Below are 22,660 nucleotides of genomic sequence, written 5' to 3' on the forward strand. Positions count from 1 at the left end.
TTCGGAGACAACTTGTCTTTTGAATCCCTCGCTGTATTCTTGTACAGGGGATGGGCTTTTTTTTAATTTCATAAGGATAACTATTTCTGATGTTTTTTAGTCAACCTTTTTCAGGACGAGACATAAAAACAAGATCCCTCAGAAAATTCTGAGGGATTTTTATTTTTTTTAATATTTATTCATTTCTAAAAGGGGATCTATATACTCCCGATTATTACTTAGCCTTGGCACTTTATTTTGTCCGCCAAGCTTTCCTCTGCTATTCATCCAATCATAAAATAAGTTTGATTTGGCTATATGAACTACCGGCTCTTTAAGGGTTATATTGTTATAACGTTTTGCTTCATAATCCGAATTAACTTTCTTTAGGGTATCATCGAATATACGGGCGAAAGCTTCAATTTCGGATGGCTTTCTGGAGAATTCTATCACCCATTCATGTGCTCCGGATTCGTTTCCGTTCATGTATATTGGTGCACCAGTATAATCTATGATTTCTGCATTCGTATAATCACAGGCCCTTTTCAGAGCAGCTTCTACATTATCAATCATCAATTCTTCACCAAAGGTATTGATATAATGTTTGGTTCTTCCTGAAACTTTTATTCTGTACGGATTGGTTGAAGTAAACTTTACGGTATCACCTATCAGATAGCGCCATAGCCCACCATTTGTAGTCAATACCATTGCATAATTCTTTCCGATCTCTACATCTTCAAGGGTAATTGTTTTAGGGTGAGACTCTCCAAAATGCTCCATCGGAATAAATTCATAGAAAATTCCGTAGTCCAGCATCAATAGCATATCGTCGGCTCCCGATCTATCCTGAATACCAAAGAAGCCTTCTGATGCATTATAAATTTCGTAGTAATTGATATCCTTACCCATCAACTGCTTATATTGATCTTTGTAAGGGATAAAGCTTATACCACCGTGGAAAAACACTTCTAGGTTTGGCCAGAGTTGTCCTATATTGTCTGCATTGGTTTCTTTCAGTAATCTTAGAAGTAAAACCATCATCCAGCTTGGTACCCCGGTAAGGCTGCCAACATCCTGGCTTTTAACTTCAGCAGTTATTGCTTTTAACTTACTCTCCCACTCTCCCATTAGCGAGACCTTTCTGCTCGGTGTATTGATAACTTCTACCCAATACGGAAGATTCTCAATTAGTATTGCTGACAGGTCCCCAAACTTAGTATTGAAATCCTGATACATTTCTGAGCTTCCTCCCAGGCGAAGGTTTTTATGCTGAAAGAGTTCGGATTCTGGGTGGTTATTTACGTAAAGTGCAATAAGGTCTTTACCTGCTTTATAATGACAGTCTTCAAGACTTTCTTCTGTAATTGGTATAAACTTACTCTTGGCATTAGTTGTACCCGAGGATTTAGCGAAACGCTTAATTTGTCCGGGCCAGATAATATCCGGCTCTCCCTGACGGGCCTTTTCTATATAAGGTTCAAAATCTTCGTAGCTAACAATGGGGATTCTATTTTGAAAATCGCTGATGCTGGAAATACTTTTGAAACCATATTTCAGTCCGTATTCAGTATCCTCTGCCAGAAAAAGCTGAGAAAAAAGCACTCCTTTCTGCGTTTCGTAGGGATGAGCAATGAAGCGCTCTATCTGGTCTATTCTTCTCCCAATAAACCAGTTTACCACAGAATTGAAAAGCGCTTTTGTTGCCATAAAATGCCTAAAAAACAAATATAATGTTTTTTAGCTTTTGTAAAGATTTTTTGACAAAGAAAAAGCCATCCTTAAAAAGATGGCTTAAATTTATCATTACAAATAGCTAATTAGCAATATTCGTTGTATGCTGCCTGAAGGTTCGCTGCTATAGCTCCTGCAGGGTTACCTTCGATGTGGTGACGCTCTAGCATGTGTACTAATTCACCATCTTTAAATAATGCTACTGCCGGAGAAGAAGGTGGGAACGGAGCTAAAAGTTTTCTAGCTTCTGCTACCGCTTCTGTATCATATCCTGCAAAAGCAGTTGTAAGATGATCTGGTTTTTTATCGCCTAATAAAGATGCAATAACACCAGGTCTTGCTGCACCTGCTGCACAACCACATACAGAGTTAATTACTAACAGGGTTGTTCCTTGTTGTTTTATAGCCTCATCTACTGCCTCAGGAGTAGTAAGATCTTCGAATCCGTTGCTGGTAAGTTCTGCCTTCATAGGCAATACTAAATCTGATGGATACATAATTTAAATTTTTTATAATAATTGAAATATCTCATACAAAAGTAAACATATTTTACAGATGTATCAATATACTACATCTATGAAAAATATGTTCAATAGTAATCGGACATTATGACAAAAAACCCAGAACCAACTCGTAGTTCCGGGTTTAAATCAAACCGATATACAGATTAATGATATCTCAAATTAAATGCTAGCATATGAACTCCGAAGAAAGGACAGATTTCTTGCCTTCTTTCTTTCATATCTAGCTCAATAGCTTTTTAGCCATTTCCGAAATACTTTTCCCATCGGATTTTCCGGCTAATGTCTTGGAGGCTAACCCCATTACTTTACCTAGGTCTTTTGCTCCTTCAGCTCCGGATTCTGCAATAATTTTCTTTATTTCAGCTTCCAGTTCTTCCGCGCTTAACTGTGCAGGTAAGAATTTTTCTATAACCTTTGTCTGAGCTTCTTCTACCTCAGCAAGGTCCTGACGATTCTGAGCATTGAACTGCTCCATAGAGTCTTTACGCTGCTTTACCATTCTCTGTAGAATTGCAATTTCTTGCTCTGGTGTAACATCTGCTCCTTTTCCGTCAGTTTTTACTAATATTATTTGGGCTTTAATAGCACGCAATGCATCCAGAGCGACTTTGTCTTTCTCTTTCATGGCTGTTTTCATTGCATCCATTACTTGTACTTCTAAGCTCATCTTATTTAAAATTTAACAATGTATCAATATAACAGTTTACCAATAATTACTCAGTGGAAGATTGTTACATTGGTACATTTTACATTGTTATAATATTTAGTCTACGTCTTTATTTAAAAACCGGTTTTCACGAAGATTCATCTGTCCTTTGTTTTCGGAAAAGAATGAATTAATAGTATGATCGGAAGCATTTTCTCCGTCGATATTAATATTCTTTCTCTTGAATGCAGGAATCGTTTCAAAAGCATTTTCAGCCTCTGTATTAACGAATCTGGAGTTAAACTCTTTCAGTTTATTACGACGCTCTTCAATCTTTAACTGATTTTCATTTAAAGGAGCTTTGTTTACAATACTGATTTCTTCTTCGTATGGTTTTTCAACAATAGTAATATTTTCTATTGTTATTTCGGAAGGAGTTTCTACTGGAGCTTGTGTAACTTCAGCTTTCACAACTTCATTAACCTGAGTTTCTTCTATTCTGTTTGCAGATTCCTGTACTTCGACTCTATCATCAGCAAAGTTGAATGTAAAGGCAACCGGTGTTTCTTCTTCTTCGAATAATTCTCCATTAAATTGGAAATCCTGAGCCTGATCTTCTTTTGCCTGAGGTTCTCCGGTAAAAGAAAATAAGTTGAACTCGTTGCTGTCATTCTCTAATTTCCAGTTCTGATCACCAAAACTTTCTTCTTCTTTATCTAAAAATTGAATTTCAGTAGGCGCTTCTTCTACAAAAAATTGTGCTCTGTCTGCGCTTCTTTCTACAGAGTTAACCGGAAATTCAGGTCTTGGAGCATCATCTTCATCATCTAAACGAAATAAATCTTTTCCGGAAGTAACAACTTGCTCTTCGGAAGTTTTGAATGGAGATTCTCTTTTGATCTGAGGTGCAGATTTATCTTCGGAAAGGCTGTGTACAATTTTCTCTGTAGGCCCTGAATATTTTTGGTGCTCTTTTGCAAATCCTGTAGCAATAACAAGTACACTTACAGAATCTCCTAATTCTTCATCGGAACCAACTCCGAAAATGATATCCGCCGTATGGCCTGCTTCCTTTTGGATATGGTCCATAATGATACCGATTTCGTCCATGGTAACTTCTTCGTTTCCACTTCTGATCAATAGTAAAACATTCTTTGCTCCTGTAATTTTATTATCATTCAATAATGGAGAATCCAATGCTTTCTTAACAGCATCTTCTGCTTTGTTCTCACCAGAAGCAATACCATTAGACATCAATGCCGTACCACTATTCTGAAGCACAGATTTAGCATCACGGAAGTCAATATTTACATCGAAATAACCGGTAATAACCTCTGCCATTCCTTTTGCTGCATTGGTTAAAACCTCATCGGCTTTTGAGAAACCTGATTTGAAACCAAGGTTTCCAAATTGCTGACGAAGCTTATCGTTATTAATAACAATTAATGAATCGACATTATTGCGAAGCTTTTCAAGACCAAGCTCAGCTTGTTCTAATCTTCTTTTCCCTTCGAAGCTAAACGGAATAGTTACGATACCTACGGTAAGAATGCCCATTTCTTTTGCTACTTTGGCAATTACTGGGGCTGCACCTGTACCAGTACCACCTCCCATTCCGGCAGTGATGAATACCATTTTGGTATTTTGTCCCATTGCGGCTTTGATATCGTCGATACTTTCAATAGCTGCCTTTTCTCCAACCTCAGGATCTGCTCCGGCACCAAGACCTTCCGTCATGGTTACTCCCAACTGCACTTTGTTGGCAACAGGATTATTGTCTAATGTTTGAGCATCGGTATTACAAATGACGAAATCTACTCCATGAATCCCTCTCTCGTACATGTGCTTCAGTGCGTTGTTACCACCTCCTCCAACACCGATAACTTTTATAATTGATGAATTTCCTTTTGGCAAATCAAACTGAAATCCTTGTACACTTATATTTTCCATTCTTTGTTTCGTTTATATAACGGTCTGCAAAATTTAGCAAACTTTAATGATATTTAAAAAAAATTATTCAACTTCTTCGAAAAATTTTCGAACTTTCTCCATAATAGACTGTCCCAGAGTAGGCTTCATTTTATTCTTACTCGCTTCTGTTACCGGAGTTTGTGCTACAACTTCTGCTGTATTTTCGGTTACTGTTTCTTTCTTATCAGTAACTGTTTCAGTTACCTGTTCAACAATCTCAGGTTCCTCAAAGGCTCTCTTATCTCTGATTTTCAAGCTCTCCATCAGAAGTCCAATAGAAGTAGCAAATTCAGGACCTTTTAAAAACTGGTTCTTATCATTGGCCACATATTCGTTTGCATAACCTATTCTGGCATCAAATCCGGTTACATAATTGGAAAGCTGACGAAGGTGTCTAAGATTAGATCCACCTCCTGTAAGTACAATACCTGCAATTAGTTTTTTCTTTTGCTCGTATGCACCATAGCCTTTTAATTCATTATTTACCATTTCCAGAATCTCTTCTACTCTCGCATTAATAATTTGCGCCAACGTTTTTAAAGAAATTTCTTTGTCTGGTCTTCCGTGAAGCCCAGGAATGGTAACAAAAGTTGAATCTTTTTCTAACTCGGGAACAGCAGAACCAAATTTGACTTTTAGTTTTTCTGCATGGTTCTCGATGATAGAACATCCTTCTTTAATATCATCTGTAATAATTCCTCCGCCATAAGGAATAACGCATGTATGACGGATAATATTGTCTTTAAATATTGCAACATCTGTAGTACCACCTCCGATATCTACAATTGCAACACCTGCTTCTTTTTCTTCTTTTGTAAGAACTGCTTCGGAAGATGCTAAGGGCTCTAGCGTAAGAGCTTCCATATCTAATCCGGCTTCTTTTACACAACGTGCAATATTACGGATAGATCCCATCTGTCCAACAACAACATGGAAGTTAGCTTCCAATCTCTTTCCGTGCATTCCTATAGGTTCCTGAATCTCTCCTTCAGAATCTACTTTGTATTCCTGAGGTAATACGTGGATAATCTCTTCCCCAGGAAGCATTACCAGTTTTTTTACCTGATTTTTAAGCTGTTCTATATCGTCTTCAGTAATATATCTATCCGGATGCTCCCGCATTATATAATCGGAATGCTGTAAGCTTCGAATATGCTTACCGGCAATACCTACTGTAACATTCTTTATTTTCACTCCTGCACTTTTCTCAGCTTCGGAAACAGCTGCCTGAATAGAGCTTATCGTTTGTGAAATATTGTTAACAATGCCCTTATGAACGCCAAGACTTTTACTTCGTCCTACGCCCATTATTTCTATTTTTCCATGGGCATTTTTTCTGCCCACAATGGCTACAATCTTGGTAGTCCCAATGTCGAGCCCTACTGCAAATTCGTTTGTTTCCATCACTATCTCTAATTATTCAGTTTGATTTATTATTTTTTTTCTTTCTTTTTATCTTTAGCTTGTGTCTTTTTGCCCTTTTCTTTTTTGTGCTCGGGCTTTTTCTCGGGAGGAGCTTTCTTCTTTTCCGGGGCTTTTTTATCCGAGACCAATACAGGTCTTGCAATAATATTATTTGGCAATTTCTGAGTTAACAGACTATCAGCATCTGACTTAAAACCTTTTCTTAGTGTTGTTACGATCTGGTTATTATACTTTACCGACACTTGCCTGTACTTCATCGGGTCCTGATAGATAAGATACTTTTCAGCAAAAGTTTTAAATCCTTTTAGTTTAAAGTCTATATTCTCCAGGTCTCCTAATTGCACTTTGAAGTTTCCTTCATCAGTAAGCAATTCATAATTTCCACCTTCTTTATTTATTCCTACAAAATATCTTTTGTTGAAATCATCTTTTCCTATTTTAGCAATAAGCTCTGCTAGACCTTTATAATCTTCTTTTGGAATATCCCCGGAAACCAACATACACGGGTAAGAAAACTTATCTGAAAGAGGAAATTCTTCGCCATTACTATCAACATAATATTGCTTAGCACCATTGTTTATTCTCATAAACGGTACTCTTTGCTTTACATCTACATTCAATACTCCGTTCAGGTTAAGATACACATTTGCACTGTCTACTGCTTTAAGAGCATTTAATTTTTTTTCAAGCGTGGGTATATCTAAAGTTCCTACCTTTCCTGAGGGGTTAGTTTTCTTTACAATACTTTTTACAGTTGCTTCATCTATAAAATATACAGGTGTTTCCTGTGTTAAGTCTATTTTTAGCTTCTGCTCTTTGGTACTGAATCGTTTCAATGAAAAATTGAGCAAAAATGCCAAAAGCACTATTACCACGAAGATTTTTAATATTCTATATTTATTTTTCATTTTTCTATCTCAATACCTAGTTTCTTTCTGAACATATTTTTCTTGAATGCAAAGACCGCAAAGGATTTACACCTTTTTTGTTTCGCTAAGCCGCTTCGCTTAAGCTATGTCCGTTTTATTTTCCAACCTGTTTACAATTCTCTTTATTCCTGTCTTAAATAATTTTGAATTAAAATTTAACAACAACCCCAATCTGTAATCTCCTAATTTTAAATAATTCATAAGTTGTGCAGCATGAAAGTCAATCAGGTTTTCCTGTGCTTTGACTTCAATAACAACTTTATTTTCTACTAGTAGATCTACTTTAAAAGCATTCTTTACTTCCAGATCATCATAAATAACAGACAGGAATTTTTGTCTTTCAACATACAAACCTCTTTTAGTTAGTTCATGAGCCAAGCATTGTTCATATACTGTCTCATATAAACCCATTCCTAAAGCTTTATGCACTTTAAGTCCTGCATCAATAACCACTTTAGAGATTTCGTTTTCAGTCATTTTAGCTTTGTTAAGTGAAACGCCTTTGCTTACTTTATTCAAAAATCATCTGCTCTTAAATCTTTGCGTTCAAATAAATTACTCTTTTTCTTTTCCCATCCATTCCATAATCGGATCGTACAGAGTATCTATATTTCCTGCTCCGACTGTAAGAAGAATATCAAATTCCTTATTTTTAATTTTTTCAAATGCATCCTGAAGGCTGCTTATTTCTTTCTTTTCACTTTTTACTTTTTCCAATAACCAGTCAGAAGTTACTCCTTCTATTGGCAATTCGCGAGCTGGATATATATCTAATAAGATCAACTCTTCTCCTTTACTCAGACTTTCAGCAAAACCATCTACAAAATCTCTTGTTCTGGTAAATAAATGCGGTTGAAAGACTATTAACAGTTTTTTATCGGGATAAAAGGTTTTTATGGAACCAATTACAGCATTTAATTCAGTTGGGTGATGGGCATAGTCATCTATATATATTTTCCCGTTCTCAAAGAAATGCTTGGTATATCTTCTTTTAATCCCTTTGAAAGATTTAATTCCTTTTTTAAGATCTTCATAGCTTGCTCCCAACTGGTGTACTATTGCTATTGCTACAGTCGCGTTTTCTACATTATGAATTCCTGGTAAATGCCATTCAAAATCCTCAATAGTTTCATCACCGGCATGAAAATCAAATCGAAGCGTTCCACCTTCCATACGGATATGATCGGAGTAATAGTCAGCTTCTTCATTTACAGCATAGGATACTGCTTCTCTTCCAATGTCAAGTCCTTTACGTACAAATAACTGCTGATCTTCAGGAACCAGCCCTGCAAAATCTCTGAATGATTCTTCTATTGTATTTTTATCACCATAAATATCTAAATGATCCGCATCCATTGAGGTTACAACTGCCCACTTTGGACGAAGATTCATAAAAGAACGATCATATTCATCTGCTTCTACAACGGATATATCTGTACCATTGAAAATGAAATTAGATCCATAATTTTCTGCAATACCTCCTAAAAAACCTGAGAAAGGAAGATTCGCAACTTTACATAAATGTGTTATCAGCGTAGAAGTTGTCGTTTTCCCATGTGTCCCGGCTACAGCTACACATTCTGTGGTTTCAGTAAGAATTCCCAAAACTTTAGCTCTTTTCATTATGATAAAGCCCTTCTCTGTAAAGTAATCTAAAATCTTAAGATTCTTAATAGCTGGTGTAAAAACAATTAATGTATTTTCAGGAGTCAGGTTCTCTTCTACAGCAGTTAATACATCATCGAAATTTATTGTTATTCCTTCTGTTTGAAGGGCATTGGTAAGTTTGGTATGCGTTTTATCATAACCCGCTACCTTTTTGCCTACAGAATGGAAGTAACGCGCCAGCGTACTCATTCCGATTCCTCCAATTCCTATAAAATAATAGTTTTCGTATGTATTAACATCAGCCATCTGACTTTTTGCTTTTTTAATTTTTATTTATCCTTTAGTTTTCTTCAGGATGCTTATATTATTATTTTGTAACCTCTTCTGTAACTTTGTCAGGCTGAGCCTGTCGAAGCCTCGCTACTTTTTTATTCTATTTTTAGACAATTCTGGTAATATTTCCCAATTGTCATTAATTATAGCTTCTTTCTTTTTTCTACTCCAGCCTTTCACTTGTTTTTCAAAAGCGATTGCCTGTTCTACTTCATTAAATTCGGAATAAAAAACAACTTAACAGGTCTTCTTGTATATGTATAACTTTCTGGGTTATTACCTTCATTATGTTCATCAATTCTTCTGGTTAGATTATTCGTCATCCCTGTATAGTAAGAATTATCCAAACACTTTACAATATATACATAATAAGTTTTCATCTTTATTGTCCTTCGACAAGCTCAGGATGACACTGCTGATTTTATTCTTTATTTATCTTTATATATTTTCAATATTTCTTCTACAATTTGCTTTGTAGCTTCTGGCTTTCCAAATTTCTCCAGATTTATCATCATTTCTTTTCTCAGTGCTTCATTTTCACAAATCTGCTCCAGTGTATTCCAGAATTTTTCTTTCATTTCTATATCCCTAACCATAAATGCTGCTTTTTGATCAACCAGACTTTGTGCATTTTTGGTCTGATGGTCTTCTGCTGCAGTTGGTAACGGGATCAGTAAGATAGGCTTCACTGCTACTGCAAGCTCAGAAATAGCGATTGCCCCTGCACGGGAAACAATGACATCTGCTGCGGAATAAGCTGTTCCCATATCTTTAATAAATTCATTCAGTGAAATCTGACCTTCAGCACTACTCAGGTTTTGAATTTCCTGATTTTTATTTAGTGCTTCATAATCAAGTTTTCCTGTCTGCCATATCAACTGATAGCCCTTTTCAGTCAGCTTATCCAGATTATCCTTCCATCCGTTATTCAGTGTTCTGGAACCCTGACTTCCTCCTACAGAAAGTATGGTTAACTTATTCTGTAATCCTAATTTTTCTTTTGCTACCTCCGGAGCCAGCTTATCATCTATAATATTCTGACGTATTGGATTTCCAAGAAATTTCACTTCTGTATTTGGAAAGAAACTTTCCATTCCAGGGTAAGCGGTAAATACTGCTTTAGCCTTTTTCGACAGAATTTTATTGGTAACCCCAGGAAAAGAGTTTTGCTCCTGAATAAATGTAGGAACTCCTAATTGAGATGCTGCCCATAAAGCAGGTCCACTTGCAAAGCCTCCGGTTCCGATAGCAAAATCGGGTTTGAAGTTTCTGATAATTTTCTTTGCTTTAGAAATGCTGCTCAGTAATCTGAATGGCAGTTTAAAGTTTGATAAGATATTACCTCTGTCAAAACCTGCAATATCCAGTCCTTCAATTTTAAATCCGGCCTGTGGAACTTTTTCCATTTCCATCTTTCCCAAAGCTCCGATAAACATGAACTCTGCATCCGGAAATCTTTTTTGAATTTCCTGAGCAATAGAAACCGCCGGAAAAATATGTCCTCCGGTCCCTCCTCCACTTAATAATACTCTAGGCGATGTCATTTATTTCTTCTACTGTTTGTTTTTTACCCATTCCTTCTTCTTCATTGGTCAGAATTCTTGAGCTTACACTTAATATAATTCCTAACTGCAGATAGGTAACCAACATGGATGTACCTCCGTAGCTAATCAGTGGCAATGGCTGCCCTGTAACCGGAATAAGATTTACTGCCACCGCTATGTTTACGGATAGCTGTACAAAAATCATAATTCCTAACGCCAGTACCAGCAAAGACCCAAAGAACATTGGAATCTTACTGGCAATCATTACAATCCTTACAATCATAATGAAATATAATGTAATAAGTATTGTGGCACCAATAGCACCATACTCTTCTACAATAATTGCAAAAATAAAGTCGGATACTGACTGTGGCAAAGTTTGTTTTAACGCACTTTTACCAGGTCCCATTCCTATAGCCCCACCATGTACTATGGCAGCTTTCGCCTGCATTACCTGATAGTTTTTTGCTTTATCCTCTTCGGTTAAAGCTTCATCTTTTTTCTTGCTAAATGCTTCAATACGGCTTTTCCATGTATGTACACGGTTTCCACCGATAAGATTAGTGTTGAGAGCAACCACAAGGAAGATTCCTGCAAATATTCCCATAGCTCCAGAGAAGCCTATAATATATTTCAACGGAAGCCTTCCCAGTGCCATAACGATTAAAGACACAAACATGATCATTAATGCTGTGGAACCATTATCCTTTGCTACAAGCCCAAATACCAATAGCGTAGGTCCGAATAAATAGATAATATTCTCTATTGGCAACCTTTCTCTGGTGATCTTTTTTGTCAGATATCTGCAGATGTAGATGATCAGCATTAAATAAGCAAATGTTGATGGCTGGAAAGATATTGGCGTACCAGGTATCTTTAACCAACGAGATGCACTGGCGCCATCAATTTTCTGCCCCGTAAACGTGGTTAGTAACAATAGAAAAACGGTAACTCCGAGTAAAATACTACTCAGCTTCCCGATGTATTCATACTTTACAACTCCTACAAGACGCATAATTCCTAATCCCAGAAGTACAAAGAAAATATGCTTGATTACGTGACCGGTTGTGGTACCGTTATTTACAATATATTCCAGGTTGGAACTGGCAGAATATACTGGAAATATGGAAAAAATGGAAATCAAAATGATAACCATCCAAAGGACTTTATCTCCCTTCAGAAATTCAAATTTGTTATCGTTGCTATTTTCCATTTTTACGTTTGCTTAATCTTCTTTTACTTCTTCTCCTTCCAATACATACTTTTTGAACTGATCTCCGCGGTCTTCATAGCTCTTAAATAAATCAAAGCTTGAACAGCATGGTGCCAGTAATACAGTATCACCTGGTTCGGCAATACTTTTACAAAGCTTTACACATTCTTCCATACCAGAGGTCTCAAAAATCAAATCTTTTTTGTTTCTGAAGAACTGAATAATCTTTTCATTATCCAATCCCAAACATACGATAGCACGAACTTTCTTCTTTACCAGATCTTCAATTTCTGTATAATCATTCCCTTTATCTATTCCGCCAACTATCCATATTGCAGGATATTTCACGCTTTCCAATGCATAATACGCAGCATTTACATTGGTCGCTTTACTATCATTGATGTACTTTACATCATTAATAACAGCAACCTGTTCCAATCTGTGCGGAACAGCCTGAAATGTCATCAGACTATTGCGAATACTTTCATTACTGATATTTAGCAGCTTACCTGCTATACTTGCAGCTAAACTATTGGCAACGTTATGATTTCCTACAAGCGAAAGATCAGAAACTTTCATCCTGAGGTCATCCTGAAGTTTAACTACTAATTCATTATCAATAGAATAACCACCTTCACTTAGCTTCTCTTTCATAGAGAAAGGAATCATTGTCGCGTTAATCTCCAGAGACTGAAGAATTTTCTGACTCATTTCATCATCTTTATTGTATATGAAATAGTTGTCATTTTCCTGATTTTCTGTAATTCTGAATTTTGCTAAAGCATATTCTTCATAATTGTAGTTATACTGATCTAAATGGTCTTGTGACAGATTCAGAAGCAAACTAATATAGGGTCTAAAATTCTGAATATCATCTAACTGGAAGCTACTTACTTCAAGTACATAATAGTCAAAATCCTCAGTCGCTACCTGGTAAGCAAAGCTTTTTCCAATATTTCCGCCTAGTCCTACATTATATCCGTCATTTTTCAGGATATGATAGATTAGTGAAGTAGTAGTGGTCTTACCATTACTTCCGGTAACTGCAATTATTTTAGCATCAGTGAAGTGATAAGCAAACTCCAACTCTGAAGAAAGCCTAATACCTTTCTGATGAATTTTACCTACGATTTCGGCTTTCTTAGGTATTCCCGGGCTCTTAATAATCCAGTCTGCCTGTAATATCCGATCTTCGTCGTGGCTACCCTCCTCGAAATCTATTGCATTATCGAGAAGTATTTTCTTATAATTATCTCTTATAGATCCTTGATCTGATAAAAAAACATCCAGACCCTTTTTTTTAGCCAGAAAGGCAGCGCCAACGCCGCTTTCACCGCCACCCAGGATAACAACTTTCATCCTTCCGCTCTGGATTTCTGCATGCTTTTCCATTTTATCTTACTTTTAGTGTAATTAGACAAATAACCGCCAGCATAATTCCTATAATCATAAATCTGTTCACGATTTTAGATTCGTGATAAGATTTTTTCTGATAATGGTGATGTAATGGAGACATCAGGAAAATTCTTTTTCCTTCTCCAAATTTCTTCTTCGTATATTTAAAATAAGCCACCTGAAGCATTACAGATACAAGTTCTATTAAGAACACTCCGCAAAGCACAGGGATTAATAATTCTTTTCTAAGGATAATAGCCAGTACTGCAATAACCCCACCTAACATAAGACTTCCCGTATCTCCCATAAAAACCTGAGCCGGATAAGTATTATACCAGTAGAAACCAATAACAGCTCCTACCATTGCAATAGCAAATATGGTTGTTTCGCCCATATTTGGAAGGAACATAATATTGAGGTAATCGGCGAAAATAATATTCCCTGACAAGTAGGCAAAGAATGCCAGTGTAGACAATATTATAGCACTGGTTCCTGCAGCAAGCCCGTCTATACCATCAGTAATATTGGCTCCGTTAGATACAGCAGTTACAATAAAGATAACCACCGGTATGAAAATAACCCACGCCCATTCCTGTGCCTGAGCATCGTCCATCCAGAACAAAATTTTGCTGTAATCAAACTCATTGTTTTTTGCAAATGGTACTGTAGATACAACAGCCTTTTCTGGTGGTGCAAAGTTTTTCTCTATATTTTGTCTGTTCTCTGGTGATGCATTGGCATATTTACGCTGAACAGTAATATCTGAGTGGAAATACATGGTAACACCTACAATAAGGCCAAGGCCAACTTGCCCTATTACTTTGAAAATACCCCGAAGTCCGTCTTTATTTTTCTTTACTTTTTTCAAATAGTCATCCAGGAAACCAATTGCTCCCATCCAAACCATAGAAACAATAAGCAAAACAATGTACACATTCCATACACGTGTAAACAATAATACAGGAACAATAGTAGCCAATATTATAATAAGTCCGCCCATTGTAGGAGTTCCCTCTTTCTGCTTCTGTCCTTCCAATCCTAAATCTCTTACCAATTCCCCCATTTGCTTTCTGCGTAAATAGTTGATGATTCTCTTTCCGTAGATCATAGCTATCGCAAGGGACATTAAAATAGACAACCCCGCTCTGAAGGAAATATACTTCAGCAAATTCATACCTGGAATGTGAATTCCGTGCGCGGTTAAGTATTCGTATAGATAGTATAACATAGGTTTTCTATTTTCCCATTATGGTTAGTAATTCCTGTATCGTCTCTTTATCATCAAAATGATGTTTTACACCATTAATTTCCTGATAATCTTCATGCCCTTTTCCTGCTACCAGCACAATATCTCCACCCTCAGCAAATTTTATGGACATTTTAATCGCTTCTTTTCTATCCGGAACCGAAAGATATTTGCTATAGTTCTGGGGCTGAACCCCAGCCTCTATTTCTTTGATAATAGCAAGCGGATCTTCTGTTCTTGGATTATCTGATGTGATAATAGCTAATGTTGCATTTTTTGATGCTATATCACCCATTTCTGGTCTTTTGGAATGATCTCTGTCTCCACCGCAACCAAAAACACAAATCAATCTTTCATTTTTAGTTCTGATATCATTGATGGTATTTAAAACATTTTCAAGTGCATCCGGAGTGTGTGCATAATCCACTACAAAGAAGATTCCTGTTCTGGATTTCAGGGTTTCAAAGCGCCCTTTTACTCTTTTCAGTAAACTTATTGCTCTTAATATGTCTCCTTCTTCTATACCCAATTCAACAGCAACTCCAAAAACCAATAAAAGATTATATACATTGAACCTTCCTGTAAGGCTAGTCCAGAATTCTTTGCCATTAAAGTTTAACAACATTCCGTTAAAGTCGGATTCAAGAATTTTTCCGTGGTAATCTGCAAGTGTTTTCAAAGCATAAGTTTTCTTCCTTGCTTTGGTATTTTGCAACATTACCATCCCATTCTTATCGTCTATATTGGTAATAGCAACAGCTGTATCCGGAAGGTTATCGAAATATGATTTCTTCACATTCAGATATTCCAGAAAAGTCTTGTGGTAGTCTAAATGGTCATGACTAATATTGGTAAATCCTGCAATTTTAAAATGTAGTGCTTCTGTTCTGTGTTGGTGAATACCATGTGAGCTTACTTCCATAAAAGCATATTCACAATCTTCATATACAGCTTCTGACAGAAGTTCATTCAGCGTTATTACGTCTGGTGTTGTATGAGTCGACGGGATAATTTTATCTCCAATACGGTTCTCAACAGTAGATATCAGTGCACACTTATGCCCTAATTGAGTAAACACATCGAACAACAATGTTGTTACAGAAGTTTTTCCATTGGTTCCGGTAACTCCAATAAGGTTTAATTTCTCCGATGGATTACCATAAAAATTGCTTGCCAGATGACCTAAGGCAACAGCTGTATCTTTAACCTGAATATAGGTTACATTTTCTTTCTTATCAGACGGAATTTCTTCACAAACAATAACGTTCGCTCCTTTCTCCACCGCAGCGTTTATAAACTGGTGTCCATCCGCTACTACCCCCTTCATAGCTACATACATAGCACTATCTATTGCTTTTCTTGAATCAAAAACAATCTTCGAAATCTCACGGGAAAGTTCTCCCTGAGAATTTAAAACGGATATTCTATGTAATACTTTTTCTAATAACATTAATTCTGAAGACTTAAATAAATTTTCTGATTCCCGTTAATTTTTGTTCCTTCTGCCGGAAATTGTTCTAATACTTTTCCCGCACCCTTATATTCAACACGATAGCCTAAATTTTCCAATTGTGGGATTACATTCCGTCCCATCAATCCTACCAAATTTGGCATCTTGTTGCTATCTACATTTACTTTTCGTGTTGGCTCAATCATTCTGCTCATATCCACCTTCTTGTTCACCAACATTTCCTTGTTCACATTCAGAGGTGTTTTAAGGAATATTTTTCCTGCAATTTCTTTAAAAGCCGGTGCTGCCACTCTGGCTCCATAAAAGCCTTTTGAATTGTCCGGCTGGTTAACCACCACAATACATGTATACTTGGGATTATCCGCAGGAAAGTATCCGGCAAATGATGCTATATACTTCATTGGTCCCGGTTTCCAGTATTCAAAACGAGCAGTACCTGTTTTTCCGGCAATCTTTAAATTTGGTGTATAGATACTTTTTGCAGTACCTTTTTCTACAGCTTTTGTCAAAGAATGCGTCATCATTTCTATAGCCTTATCAGAAGCCATTTTCTGAACCATTACTTCTGGTTTAGCTTCATAAACAACCTTTCCTTCTTTAATAATTTTATCAATGAATAAAGGTTTTACCATCTTTCCTTTATTGGCAACACCATTATAGAAAGTTGTAAGTTGCAACTGATTTACATTAACACCATATCCAAAGGCAATAGAAGCCAAAGCTCCTTTTGACCATCTTTTATTGGCAGGTGTAAGAACACGAGGTTTTGTTACACCAGGAAGCTCTATATTCATTTTTTCGTACAACTTCCATTTTTTGAGGTGATCAAATAAAATCTGAGGATTATCTGCATAATGAGAAGTAATCACCTTTGCTGCACCAATATTACTAGACTGCGCCATAATATCACTGATATCGTAAACCCCACCGGAATGGCTATCTGTAATCCTTTGCCCGGCATAAGTCCACTCTATACCTCCAATATTTATTTTTGTATTCTCATCTACAAATCCATCATCCATTGCAGCCAGCAATGTTACCGTTTTCCAGATAGATCCCGGCTCTGTAGCATCTTTTATTGCGTAGTTATAAGCATCTACATATATACCAGGTTCCGTTCTGCGAAGGTTCACCATCGCCCTCACTTTACCTGTTTCGGTCTCCATTACAATAACACTTCCATGATCTGCATCAAACTCTACTAGTTGTTTTTCCAATGCCGAATGTGCAATATCCTGTACACGAAGATCCAATGTTGTATAAACATCCATTCCGTTTACAGGTTCCTTTACCTTCCAGAAGTCAATTGGCTTCCATTGGGTAGAATTAATTCTCTGTTCTAAACGGGTTCCGTCTGTACCTGTAAGAAATTTACTAAAAGCCCCTTCAAACCCTGACTTTGCTCCGTCGCGGTCCATTCCTATAGTTCCCGATCCAATCTGAGCTGTAGCAATCTCTCTGCGATATTCGCGATCTACAATAAATCCACCTTTATTTTTTCCTCTGTTAAAAATCGGAAATTTGCGAATTCTGTCATACTGATCGAAATCAAGTCCCTTCACCAAAGGATAATACTGATTTTCGGATTTTTTCTGTTGATCCAGTCTTTGCCTAAAATAAGAAGCGGGCTTACCAAACATGGCGCCCAAAGAATCCGACAATTTACCTGCGTTATTTTTATAAATGGTATCCCGCATGGTTTTGAAGTCAAGATAGATATCATAGCGCATTACCGTTGTTGCCAGAATAGAACCATCTGACGCAAAAAGATTTCCCCGTGCAGCCTTTAATGTTGCTTCCCGGTAATTCTTATTAATAATGTTGTCTTTATACTCTTCAACATTTGTATTCTGAAGAATGATAATCCGGGCAATAAATACAACAAATGTCAATAGGGCTACACCAACAAAGGCATATCCCCAAAAAAGCATCTTGCTTCTTTTTTCATTGTATTCACTTCCTTTTCTTACCATCAATTGAATCCATTTTTATTAAAAGTTTAGTCGGATGACTCTCCAACGTCATTAATGAATCCTTTCCCATTTCTTTGCTGAGCTCTGATTCCATTTTAATATGGATCAGTCTGCTCTGCGCATAAGCATTTCTGGATTTGTATTCTTCACTTTGTTCTTTAAGGCCGTTAACAATTTCTATTTTCTGATTTACCAGGTGGTTAGAATAAATCATTACCATCATCAGTATAAAAACCAGAGTAAAATATTTATAATGTTCTTTTACTTCATCCCTATTAAGGAAATTCCCCTTCACAACATCTATGAAGGTTAATCTTTTCCTTTGCTTAGGCGTTGAAGCTTTTTTAGCCATTAATATTGTGTTTTTATCTTAAACCTTAGCTCCTATTCTCAGTTTTGCGCTTCTCGCGCGAGAATTTTCTTCAATCTCTTCTTCTGTCGGAACAATAGCTTTATTCTTTAGAAGTTCGAAAGATTTTTTATAATTTCCAAAAATATCTCTTTCGGGCTCACCCTCAAACATTCCGTTTTTCAGAAAACGCTTTACAAGTCTGTCTTCCAGTGAATGATAAGATATTACTGAAAGTCTGCCTTCCGGCTTTAATACCCTGTAAGACTGCTGCAGCATTTCTTTCAGAACCTCCAGTTCCTGATTCACCTCTATTCTTATAGCCTGAAAAATCTGAGCAAAAAATTTATTACTCTTGTGTGTCGGAATATAAAAAAAGACTTTCTTCAGATCTTCTGTTGTTTTTATCTCTCCTTTTTTTCGAGCCGCCACCAGTTCTCTTGCAAGCTTTCTGGCGTCACGTAATTCTCCGTAGAGATAAAAAATATCTGCCAGCTGTTCCTCTTCATATTCATTCACCACTTTCTTGGCGTCCAGTCCCTGCATAGTATTCATTCTCATATCCAAAGGACCGTCTGTTCGAATAGAGAACCCTCTGTCCGCTTCATCAAACTGATGAGAAGAAACACCAAGATCCGCCAAAACACCGTCAACCTGGCTTACACCATACATTAACAAACTATTTTCAAGGAAACGAAAATTTTGATTTACCAGCGTAAATCTTTCATCATTTATTTTATTCTCAAGAGCATCCAGATCCTGATCAAAGGAAAATAAACGTCCTTTGTCGGAGAGTCTGGAAAGAATCTCCCGTGAATGACCTCCTCCTCCAAAAGTGCAATCTACATAGATTCCGTCCGGATTAGTAATAAGGCCACTGACACTTTCATCTAATAATACTGGATTATGATACATCTTCTGGATTTATTGATCCCATTACTTCTTCCGCTAATGCAGCAAAATCAACATCATTTGTTGAAATTACCTGCTCATACGTTTCTTTGTCCCAAATCTCGAAAAGCTCTCCGGCACTCGTAACCACAACATCTTTCTTAAGACCCGAGTACTGAACCAGGTCTTTAGAAATCTGCAATCTTCCTGCATTATCCACCTCCACTGTTTTTACACCAGCCGTAAACATTCTGATAAAATCTGCGTTTTTCTTTACAAATCGGTTAAGACCATTAATTTTGTGCATTAATTTTTCCCAACCGCTCATCGGATACACTTCAAGACATGACTGAAAAACAGATCGCTTAACAACAAACGGCAGGTCAGCAAAATTCTCCATTTGCTTCACCAGCGACGCAGGTACTTTCAAGCGGCCTTTATCGTCAATTTTACACTCATATGTCCCGATGAAATTATTCATTTGGGACAAATTTATACAAATATTTCCACTTTTTACCACTTCATACCACTATTTTGTTTATTGTGGATAACTTTTGATTTTCAAAATTTTAACGAATATCCTATATTTTCTAATATTTTGGTTTATAACAGTTTATCATATATTTTTATTTTTTTTCATAAAAAGAGATCTGATTGATATTAAAATTTTGTAATTTCTGACATATTAATCAACTTTACCTCTAATCAAGACTTGATTTTTTCGTATTTTTGCAGGGTTTAGGCAACATATAATTATGATTTTTAAAACAAAAAAAGAGAAGAAATTCACCTATATGGAAGCAGGAGAAGGACACCCTATGGTGCTATTGCACGGATTAATGGGTGGTTTGAGCAATTTCGATGAAATGTCAACATACTTCTCGGAAAAAGGATTTAAAGTATTCGTACCACAACTTCCTATTTATGATTTGCCTGTTTTAAATACTAATCTTACAAGTATATCTAAATATGTAATCCGTTTTATAGAAGAACATATTAAAGCCCCGGTAACTCTTGTGGGCAATTCTATGGGCGGACATGTAGGACTTATAACAGCACTAGCGAGACCAGATCTTGTTAAACATCTTGTTCTTACAGGGAGTTCAGGATTATATGAGCGTACTTTTGGTGATTCTTTTCCAAGAAAAAGTGATAAAGCTTATATCAAAAGAAAAACAGAAGAAGTATTCTTCAACCCTGAAGTAGCTACAGATGAACTTGTAGATGAAGTTTTTGCAGTGGTGAATGACAGAATGAAAGGTATAAAAACGGTTATGCTTGCCAGAAGTGCTATCAAACACAATATGCAGAATGATCTTCCGGATATTAAATGTCCAACATGTATTATCTGGGGCAGGCAGGACAATGTTACTCCACCTGAAGTAGCAGAGGAAATGCATAAAGAAATACCAAACTCTGATCTTTTCTGGATCGAAGAATGCGGCCACGCTGCCATGATGGAAAAGCCAAAAGAGTTTAGTGATATATTGTATAACTGGTTAAAAGACAAAATATAAATGCTGATAAAATCAGTTGAGTTTGTAAAAAGTAGCAGCAAATGGCAGGAATGCCCTGAAGCTAATCTTCCGGAATACGCTTTTATCGGAAGATCCAATGTGGGAAAATCTTCTCTCATCAATGCGATGATGGACAGAAAGGATCTTGCTAAAACCTCACAAACTCCCGGAAAAACACAGCTTATCAATCATTTTCTGGTAAATGAAACGTGGTATCTTACCGATTTACCTGGTTATGGATATGCAAAAGTATCGAAGACTCTTCGTAAAAGTTTTGAAAAACTAATCACCAATTATATCCTAAACCGTAATAATCTGGTGAATCTATTTGTGTTGGTAGATATCCGTCATGCTCCTCAGAAAATTGACATTGAATTTATGCAGTGGTGTGGTGAATCCGGAATTCCGTTTTCTATCATATTTACAAAGGCAGATAAGCTAAAGCCTAAAGCAATTGAAAACCATGTAAAAGCATATCATGATGAGCTTTTACAATTCTGGGAAGAACTGCCACAATCTTATATCACGTCTGCCGAGAAAAAAGAAGGCGGAGATGCTATTCTTGATTTCATTGGGGAAACTAATATTATTTTAGAAAAAAATAAGGTAAAGTTTTAATGGAAAATCCTGTCTGGAAAGTAAAAGCTTTTGAAGAGCTTACAACAACCGAACTATATCAAATCCTTCTGCTGAGAGCGGAAGTTTTTGTTGTGGAACAGAATTGCCCCTATCAGGATGTAGACAACGCGGATCAGAAAGCATTGCATTTGTGGGCAGAAATGGGTGGTAAAGTTGTTGCTTATTGCAGAATGTTTGATCAGGGAATAAAGTATTCTGAAAGCAGTATCGGCAGAGTTGTTACTCATCCGGAATATCGCAGTCATAAGCTAGGAAGACCGTTGCTAAATCTGACTCTGGAAACTATTAAAAACAGATATGCAAATCCTGATATCAGAATCAGTGCACAAAACTATCTGTTAAAGTTTTATGGAAGTCTTGGCTTCGAGCCTGTGGGAGAAAGCTATCTTGAAGATGACATTCCCCATACCGAAATGCTAAGAAAGCATTCTTTATAGTTTTAAATCTAAAGAAGAGAAGATTTAATCTCTCAATAGACATAAAAAAAGTAAGAAGCAAAATGCTTCTTACTTTTTTTATGGTTAACAAATACTTAGTTTTCTTCAGGTTTCAACCAACCCTTTTCACCAAAGTATTTTTTGAATTTCTGAATTTTAGGACCTACAACAGCGCTACAGTAAGGCTGATTTGGATTCTCTTTATAATAGCCTTGATGGTAAGCTTCTGCTGGCCAGAATTTTTCAAACGGAACAACTTGCGTTACATACTTACCATTCCATTGTTGCTTAGCCTCAGATTCTTTTAAAGCCTCTTCTGTTTCTTTTTTCTGCTCTTCACTGTTATAGAATACTACAGATCTGTACTGTGTCCCTATATCATTTCCTTGTCTGTTTAGCTGTGTCGGATCGTGAAGAAATAAGAATACCTCCATCAGTTGCTTGTAACTGATTACCGCAGGATCATAGGCTATCTGTACAACCTCAGCATGTCCTGTATCTCCGGTACAAACTTCTTCATAGGTAGGATTTGCTTTATGTCCTCCGGAATAACCTGAAATAACAGAGTCTACCCCTTTTAACATATTAAAGCATGATTCAACACACCAAAAACAACCACCTCCAATGGTTGCATACGCTAATTTATTTTCCATTTTATTTTGCTTAACCGTGCTCTTCCTCTTCTCCTGCCCCTGACAGGAAACTAATAGTAAACTAAGAATAAGGAAAAATACTTTTTTCATAATCTTATACGAAGTTAGTTATTTCTCAGATTATTATCTATTAGTTTTTATCAATTGCTTTATCAAAAAAAGCCAACCGGAATCCGATTGGCCAAA

The 22,660-nt window shown here is 36.6% G+C and carries 22 protein-coding genes; 3 read left to right on the forward strand and 19 right to left on the reverse strand.

All coding sequences use genetic code 11. The annotated features are described in order from the left end of the window. Positions 1 to 168: 168 nt before the first annotated feature. From BAZ10_RS10705 to mraZ, 18 genes are all read right to left on the reverse strand, one after another. Positions 169 to 1,686 (reverse strand): GH3 auxin-responsive promoter family protein, encoded by a 1,518-nt coding sequence (locus BAZ10_RS10705; protein WP_078772051.1) that lies wholly within the window; start codon positions 1,684 to 1,686, stop codon positions 169 to 171. A 110-nt stretch (positions 1,687 to 1,796) separates the two neighbouring features. Next, entirely contained in the window at positions 1,797 to 2,207 is a 411-nt protein-coding gene (locus tag BAZ10_RS10710; protein WP_009090298.1) for a BrxA/BrxB family bacilliredoxin, read from the reverse strand. A 247-nt stretch (positions 2,208 to 2,454) separates the two neighbouring features. After that, on the reverse strand, positions 2,455 to 2,901 hold the full coding sequence (locus tag BAZ10_RS10715) for a GatB/YqeY domain-containing protein (protein ID WP_059156217.1): 447 nt from the start codon (positions 2,899 to 2,901) through the stop codon (positions 2,455 to 2,457). A gap of 96 nt (positions 2,902 to 2,997) precedes the next feature. Continuing rightward, a complete protein-coding gene (gene ftsZ, locus BAZ10_RS10720; RefSeq protein WP_078772052.1) occupies positions 2,998 to 4,830 on the reverse strand; it encodes a cell division protein FtsZ in 1,833 nt (610 codons plus the stop codon). Positions 4,831 to 4,893: 63 nt separating this feature from the next. Beyond that, positions 4,894 to 6,255, reverse strand: coding sequence for a cell division protein FtsA (gene ftsA, locus BAZ10_RS10725; protein ID WP_078772053.1), 1,362 nt, complete (start codon positions 6,253 to 6,255; stop codon positions 4,894 to 4,896). 29 nt (positions 6,256 to 6,284) lie between these two features. Beyond that, positions 6,285 to 7,184, reverse strand: coding sequence for a cell division protein FtsQ/DivIB (locus tag BAZ10_RS10730; protein WP_078772054.1), 900 nt, complete (start codon positions 7,182 to 7,184; stop codon positions 6,285 to 6,287). A gap of 99 nt (positions 7,185 to 7,283) precedes the next feature. Continuing rightward, on the reverse strand, positions 7,284 to 7,682 hold the full coding sequence (locus tag BAZ10_RS10735) for a GxxExxY protein (RefSeq protein WP_078772471.1): 399 nt from the start codon (positions 7,680 to 7,682) through the stop codon (positions 7,284 to 7,286). Between the two features lie 78 nt (positions 7,683 to 7,760). Further along, on the reverse strand, positions 7,761 to 9,119 hold the full coding sequence (gene murC, locus BAZ10_RS10740) for a UDP-N-acetylmuramate--L-alanine ligase (RefSeq protein ID WP_078772055.1): 1,359 nt from the start codon (positions 9,117 to 9,119) through the stop codon (positions 7,761 to 7,763). A 233-nt stretch (positions 9,120 to 9,352) separates the two neighbouring features. Then, positions 9,353 to 9,526 carry a GIY-YIG nuclease family protein gene (locus BAZ10_RS19480; protein ID WP_394363737.1) on the reverse strand — a complete coding sequence of 58 codons (174 nt, stop codon included), beginning with the start codon at positions 9,524 to 9,526 and terminating at the stop codon, positions 9,353 to 9,355. Between the two features lie 48 nt (positions 9,527 to 9,574). After that, positions 9,575 to 10,690 (reverse strand): undecaprenyldiphospho-muramoylpentapeptide beta-N-acetylglucosaminyltransferase, encoded by a 1,116-nt coding sequence (gene murG, locus BAZ10_RS10750; protein WP_078772056.1) that lies wholly within the window; start codon positions 10,688 to 10,690, stop codon positions 9,575 to 9,577. Beyond that, positions 10,677 to 11,903, reverse strand: a complete 1,227-nt coding sequence (locus BAZ10_RS10755) for an FtsW/RodA/SpoVE family cell cycle protein (protein ID WP_078772057.1) — start codon at positions 11,901 to 11,903, stop codon at positions 10,677 to 10,679. Before BAZ10_RS10755 ends, murG begins: the two co-directional genes overlap by 14 nt. Positions 11,904 to 11,915: 12 nt before the next feature. Beyond that, positions 11,916 to 13,262, reverse strand: a complete 1,347-nt coding sequence (gene murD, locus BAZ10_RS10760; RefSeq protein WP_165689666.1) for a UDP-N-acetylmuramoyl-L-alanine--D-glutamate ligase — start codon at positions 13,260 to 13,262, stop codon at positions 11,916 to 11,918. Positions 13,263 to 13,296: 34 nt separating this feature from the next. Further along, entirely contained in the window at positions 13,297 to 14,526 is a 1,230-nt protein-coding gene (gene mraY, locus BAZ10_RS10765; protein ID WP_078772059.1) for a phospho-N-acetylmuramoyl-pentapeptide-transferase, read from the reverse strand. A gap of 7 nt (positions 14,527 to 14,533) precedes the next feature. Continuing rightward, positions 14,534 to 15,994, reverse strand: a complete 1,461-nt coding sequence (locus BAZ10_RS10770; RefSeq protein ID WP_078772060.1) for a UDP-N-acetylmuramoyl-L-alanyl-D-glutamate--2,6-diaminopimelate ligase — start codon at positions 15,992 to 15,994, stop codon at positions 14,534 to 14,536. Continuing rightward, positions 15,994 to 17,988, reverse strand: coding sequence for a penicillin-binding protein (locus BAZ10_RS10775; protein ID WP_078772061.1), 1,995 nt, complete (start codon positions 17,986 to 17,988; stop codon positions 15,994 to 15,996). The genes BAZ10_RS10770 and BAZ10_RS10775 overlap by 1 nt, the downstream gene beginning before the upstream one ends. Continuing rightward, positions 17,969 to 18,340, reverse strand: a complete 372-nt coding sequence (locus tag BAZ10_RS10780; protein ID WP_009090270.1) for an FtsL-like putative cell division protein — start codon at positions 18,338 to 18,340, stop codon at positions 17,969 to 17,971. Before BAZ10_RS10780 ends, BAZ10_RS10775 begins: the two co-directional genes overlap by 20 nt. Positions 18,341 to 18,358: 18 nt before the next feature. Continuing rightward, positions 18,359 to 19,252: a 16S rRNA (cytosine(1402)-N(4))-methyltransferase RsmH gene (gene rsmH / locus BAZ10_RS10785; RefSeq protein WP_078772062.1), complete on the reverse strand. Its 894-nt coding sequence runs from the start codon at positions 19,250 to 19,252 to the stop codon at positions 18,359 to 18,361. Continuing rightward, entirely contained in the window at positions 19,242 to 19,709 is a 468-nt protein-coding gene (gene mraZ / locus BAZ10_RS10790) for a division/cell wall cluster transcriptional repressor MraZ (protein ID WP_078772063.1), read from the reverse strand. Before mraZ ends, rsmH begins: the two co-directional genes overlap by 11 nt. Positions 19,710 to 19,983: 274 nt before the next feature. Here mraZ and BAZ10_RS10795 point away from each other — a divergent pair, with 274 nt between their 5' ends. From BAZ10_RS10795 to BAZ10_RS10805, 3 genes are read left to right on the forward strand one after another with little or no spacing between them, the layout of a single operon-like run. Next, on the forward strand, positions 19,984 to 20,745 hold the full coding sequence (locus BAZ10_RS10795; protein ID WP_078772064.1) for an alpha/beta fold hydrolase: 762 nt from the start codon (positions 19,984 to 19,986) through the stop codon (positions 20,743 to 20,745). Continuing rightward, positions 20,746 to 21,363: a ribosome biogenesis GTP-binding protein YihA/YsxC gene (gene yihA / locus BAZ10_RS10800; RefSeq protein WP_009090260.1), complete on the forward strand. Its 618-nt coding sequence runs from the start codon at positions 20,746 to 20,748 to the stop codon at positions 21,361 to 21,363. After that, entirely contained in the window at positions 21,363 to 21,821 is a 459-nt protein-coding gene (locus BAZ10_RS10805; protein ID WP_078772065.1) for a GNAT family N-acetyltransferase, read from the forward strand. Before yihA ends, BAZ10_RS10805 begins: the two co-directional genes overlap by 1 nt. Positions 21,822 to 21,916: 95 nt before the next feature. Here BAZ10_RS10805 and msrA read toward each other — a convergent pair whose 3' ends face one another. Beyond that, positions 21,917 to 22,564, reverse strand: a complete 648-nt coding sequence (gene msrA, locus BAZ10_RS10810) for a peptide-methionine (S)-S-oxide reductase MsrA (protein WP_078412144.1) — start codon at positions 22,562 to 22,564, stop codon at positions 21,917 to 21,919. Between the last annotated feature and the right edge of the window lie 96 nt (positions 22,565 to 22,660).

Origin of the sequence: Elizabethkingia occulta, assembly GCF_002023715.1 — a bacterium.
Classification (GTDB): Bacteria; Bacteroidota; Bacteroidia; order Flavobacteriales; family Weeksellaceae; genus Elizabethkingia; species Elizabethkingia occulta.